Consider the following 4927-nt stretch of genomic DNA (forward strand, 5'->3'; position numbering starts at 1 on the left):
CTGCGCGCACGCGCGGCGTCCGGCTGCGTCGCGTAGACGCCACCCGCCGGGTACGCCTGCGCGACGGGCGCATCGGGCCGCTTGTAATGCGGCGCCATCGTGCAGCCCGCAGCGAACAACGCGGCAGCCAGGGCGGCCGCGGTTGCAGTCAAAGCGTGTTTTTGCATCGTTACTGCCCCTTCGAATCGTGTGCGTCGTCGTGACCGCGCTGCAGGTCACCCTGCACGAGACGCCATGCGTCGTCGACGTTTTCCGTCTCGCTGCTGAAGATCGCGCGAACCCGCACGAAGAACATCGGGATCATGAAAATCGCGAGGAACGTCGCCGTGATCATCCCGCCGATCACACCCGTGCCGATTGCATGCTGGCTCGCCGAACCCGCGCCGTTGCTGATCGCAAGCGGCAGCACGCCGAGCATGAATGCGAGCGACGTCATCAGGATCGGACGCAGCCGCAGACGCGCCGCCTCGATCGCCGCGCGCACCGGCCCCATGTTCTCTTTCGTCTGCAGTTCGCGAGCGAACTCGACGATCAGGATCGCGTTCTTCGCGGACAGGCCCACGGTGGTCAGCAGGCCGACCTGGAAGAACACGTCGTTCTCGAGCCCGCGCAGCATCGTCGCGAGCAGCGCGCCGACCACACCGAGCGGCACCACCATGATCACCGAGAACGGAATCGACCAGCTTTCATACAGTGCCGCGAGACACAGGAACACGACGAGGATCGAGATCGCGTACAGGATCGGCGCCTGCGAGCCGGACTGGATTTCCTGGAACGACAGGCCCGTCCACGAGTAGCCGATACCTTCCGGCAACTTGCTCGCGAGCGCTTCCATTGCAGCCATCGCCTGGCCGGTCGACTTGCCCTCCGCGGCCTGCCCCTGGATCTCGATCGACGACACGCCGTTGTAGCGCTCGAGCTTCGGCGAACCGTAGCTCCAGTGGCCGGTCGAGAACGCACTGAACGGCACCATGCCGCCCGCGTTGTTGCGCACGTACCAGATGTTCATGTCTTCCGGCGTCATGCGGAACGGCGCGTCCGACTGCACGTACACCTTCTTGATCCGGCCATCCATATCCAGGAAGTTGTTCACGTACTGCGACGCCCACGCGATCGAGAACGTCTGGTCGATCGCAGCAGCCGTCACGCCGAGCGCGTTCGCCTTCTCGCGATCGATGTCGACCTTGTACTGCGGCGTATCGTTCAGGCCGTTCGGGCGCACCAGTGCCAGCGCGGGATCCTTCGCGGCCATCCCGAGCAACTGCCCGCGCGCGGCCATCAGCGCTTCGTGGCCGAGACCGGCGTTGTCCGTCAGCTCGAAGTCGAAGCCGGCAGCCGTCCCGAGTTCGGGAATCGACGGCGGGTTGAACGGGATCACCATCGCGTCCTTGTACTGCGAGTAGTGCGCGAAGGTCCGGCCGATCAGCGCCTGCACTTTCTGGTCCGAACGCTGGCGATGCTCGTACGGTTTCAGCTTCACGAACACGAGACCGGCGTTCTGGCCGCGGCCCGCAAAGCTGAAGCCGTTGACCGTGAACACCGAGTCGACCACGTCCTTCTCGGTGGTGGTCAGGTACGTGTTGATGTTGTCGAGCGTCTTGCCGGTCGTTTCCTGCGTGGAGCCGGACGGCGTCTGCACGATCATGAACATGTAGCCCTGGTCTTCATCCGGCAGGAACGACTTCGGCAGGCGCACGAACATCACGCCGACCGCGATGAACACGGCCAGGTAGATCACGAGCCAGCGTCCCGAGCGACGGATCACGTGATTCACGCCCCCCGTATAGCGATCGCGGCTGCGGTCGAAAGTCCGGTTGAACCAGCCGAAGAAGCCCTTCTTCTCTTCGTGATGCCCTTGCGGGATCGGCTTGAGGATCGTCGCGCACAGTGCCGGCGTCAGAATCAACGCGACGAGCACCGACAGCACCATCGCCGACACGATAGTCAGCGAGAACTGGCGATAGATCGCGCCGACCGAGCCACCCGAGAACGCCACCGGCACGAACACCGCCGACAGCACGAGCGCCACGCCGACGAGTGCGCCGGTGATCTGGCCCATCGCCTTGCGGGTCGCCTCCTTCGGTGACAGGCCCTCCTCCGCCATCACGCGCTCGACGTTCTCCACGACCACGATCGCATCGTCGACCAGCAGGCCGATGGCAAGCACGAGGCCGAACATCGACAGCGTGTTGATCGAGAAGCCGGCGAGGCCCATGATCGCGAACGTACCGAGCAGCACGACCGGCACCGCGATCGTCGGGATGATCGTTGCCCGCAGGTTCTGCAGGAACAGGTACATCACGAGGAACACGAGCACGATCCCTTCGAGCAGCGTCTTGACCACTTCCTCGATCGACAGGCGCACGAACGGCGTCGTGTCGTACGGATAGTGGACGACGAGACCGTGCGGGAAATACTTCGACAGTTCGTCGATCTTCGCCCGCAGCGCGGTCGCGGTCGCCAGCGCGTTCGCGCCGGTTGCGAGCTGGATGCCGAGGCCGGCCGTCGGCTGCCCCATGTACTTCGTGTCGAACGTGTAGTTCTCGGAGCCGAGCGCCGCGCGGCCGACGTCCTTCAGGCGAACCTGCGAACCGTCCTGGTTGACCTTCAGCAGGATGTTGCCGAACTGCTCGGGCGTGCGCAGCAGCGTCGATTCGGTGATCGTCGCCTGCAGCATCGTGCCCGGCTTCGCCGGCGTGCCGCCGATCTGGCCGCCCGCGATCTGCACGTTCTGCTGCGTGATCGCGGCCGACACGTCGGTCGGCGTGAGGCTGTAGTTGGTCAGCTTGACCGGGTCGAGCCAGATGCGCATCGAAAACTGCGAACCGAGCAGCAGCGTCTGGCCGACGCCGTTCACGCGGCTGAGCGGATCGAGCACGTGCGACGCCACATAGTTCGTCAGGTCCTCCTTCGACATGCTGCCGTCCTCGGAGTTGAACGCGAACCACATCAGCCAGTTGCTGCTCGACTTCGTGACCTGCATGCCGAGCTGCTGCACGACCTGCGGCAGGTTCGGCGTCGCAAGCGACAGCTTGTTCTGCACCTGCACCTGCGCGACATCCGGATTCGTGCCCGGCGAGAAGGTCAGCGTGATCGTCGCGTTACCCGAGTCATCGCTGGTCGACGACATGTACAGGAAGTTGTCGAGACCGCTCATCTGCTGCTCGATCACCTGCGTCACCGTGTCTTCCACCGTCTTCGCGGAAGCGCCCGGATAGTTCGCCTGGATCTGGATCGTCGGCGGTGCGATCGTCGGATACTGCGCGATCGGCATCTTGAAGATCGATGCGACGCCGGCCAGCATCAGCACGATCGCGATCACCCACGCAAAGATCGGGCGATCGATAAAGAACTTGGCCATGAAACGGACTCCTCGTTATTGCGCGGCCGACGCGGCGGTCGAACGCGCGGCAGCATTGGCGGCGTTGCTCGCCGGCGCGACGCCGGACGCATTCGCGGCGCTTGCCGGTGTGCCGGACGCAGCGTCCGGCGCCGGTGCGAGCTGCGCGGCGACCGTTTTCACGGTCGCGCCCGGACGCACCTTGTCGACGCCCTGCACGATCACGTGATCGCCCGCTTCCAGACCGCCTTCGACGATCCAGTCCTGGTCGTACGTGCCGGCCGTCGTCAACGGACGTGTCTCGACCTTGTTGGCCGCGTTCACGACCAGTGCGATCGCCTGCCCCTTCTGGTCATGCGTGACGCCGATCTGCGGCACCAGGAACGCGTTCTCGTTCACGCCTTCCTCGATCCGCGCACGCACGAACATGCCCGGCAGCAGCACGCGGCCGGGGTTCGGGAAGATCGCGCGAATCGTTACCGAGCCGGTGGTCTGGTCGACCGTCACGTCCGAGAACTGCAGCTTGCCCGGCTCCGAATAGGTCTTGCCGTCTTCCAGGATCAGCGACACCTTCGCCGCGCCCGGGCCGCTCGTTTTCAGGCGGCCGCTCTGCACGTCCTGACGCAGCTTCAGCCCGTCGAGGCTCGATTGCGTAAGGTCCACGTACACCGGATCGAGCTGCTGCACCGTCGACATCAGCGTCGCCTGGCTCGCCTGCACATAGGCGCCCGGCGTCACCTGCGAGATGCCGACGCGGCCCGAAACCGGCGAGACGACATCGGTATAGCCGAGGTTGATCTGCGCGGTGTCGACCGCTGCCTTGCCGGCCGCGACATCCGCCGCGGCCTGCCCCTGCGTGGCCACTGCGTTGTCGTAGTCCTGCTTGCTGACCGCGTTCGCGGCCACCAGCACCTTGTAACGTGCGACCAGCGCGTTCTGCGTGACGAGGTTCGCCTGTGCCCTTGCGAGCGTCGCCTTTGCGCTGTTCAGCGCCGCGACGTACGGCGCCGGGTCGATCTTGTAGAGGCGCTGACCGGCCTTGACGTCGGTGCCTTCGGTGAATTCGCGGCGCAGCACGATGCCATCGACTCGCGCACGCACCTGTGCGACGAGGAACGCGCTGGTGCGACCCGGCAGTTCCGTTACCGCCGGCACGGCCTGCGGCTGGACGGTGACGACGCCGACTTCCGGCGTTTGCGGCGGCGGCGCCGATTCTTTTTTTCCGCACGCGGCCAGGAAAACGGCAGCCGTTGCAGCAGTGATTAAGCGGTATGGAACCCGTTCGACGCGCATGGAGCGACCTCTCACAAATAGACGACCTTCAATGGGAATCACCAGATCTCCTCGTGACCTGCACGCGCGGCCGGAATGCTGTCGCTTCCTGTTTGCCGCGGCTGCGGTCGCGTATTTCGGGCGTGCGTTGCGCCCTGCGGAGCGTTCGTTCGTCGAACTGCTTCCGTGGAAAAAAAGAACCATGAGCCCGCGGCCCTGGCGGGCGGGCATCGTTGCGGCGACCAACCGGGCCGCTAGCTCGCGGGCCGGAATGCGGCGCCGGCAAATTCGATGAATGCCCGTGCAGCGGCCGGC

The 4927-nt window shown here is 65.2% G+C and carries 2 protein-coding genes and 1 pseudogene; all 3 read right to left on the reverse strand.

The genetic code is table 11. From position 1 onward, the window contains the following. Positions 1-167: pseudogene (locus G3N99_RS34595) on the reverse strand (multidrug transporter); the annotation flags it as partial. 2 nt (positions 168-169) lie between these two features. Then, a complete protein-coding gene (locus G3N99_RS34600) occupies positions 170-3361 on the reverse strand; it encodes an efflux RND transporter permease subunit (RefSeq protein WP_206124615.1) in 3192 nt (1063 codons plus the stop codon). A gap of 15 nt (positions 3362-3376) precedes the next feature. Next, positions 3377-4633, reverse strand: a complete 1257-nt coding sequence (locus G3N99_RS34605) for an efflux RND transporter periplasmic adaptor subunit (RefSeq protein ID WP_206124616.1) — start codon at positions 4631-4633, stop codon at positions 3377-3379. Positions 4634-4927 lie beyond the last annotated feature (294 nt).

This window comes from Burkholderia sp. Ac-20392, from assembly GCF_017104585.1.
Taxonomy (GTDB): Bacteria; Pseudomonadota; Gammaproteobacteria; order Burkholderiales; family Burkholderiaceae; genus Burkholderia; species Burkholderia lata.

Coding starts and splice junctions, on each gene's coding strand:
- G3N99_RS34600 (WP_206124615.1), bottom strand. CDS start 3,361: ATGGCCAAGTTCTTTATCGATCGCCCGATCTTTGCGTGGGTGATCGCG.
- G3N99_RS34605 (WP_206124616.1), bottom strand. CDS start 4,633: ATGCGCGTCGAACGGGTTCCATACCGCTTAATCACTGCTGCAACGGCT.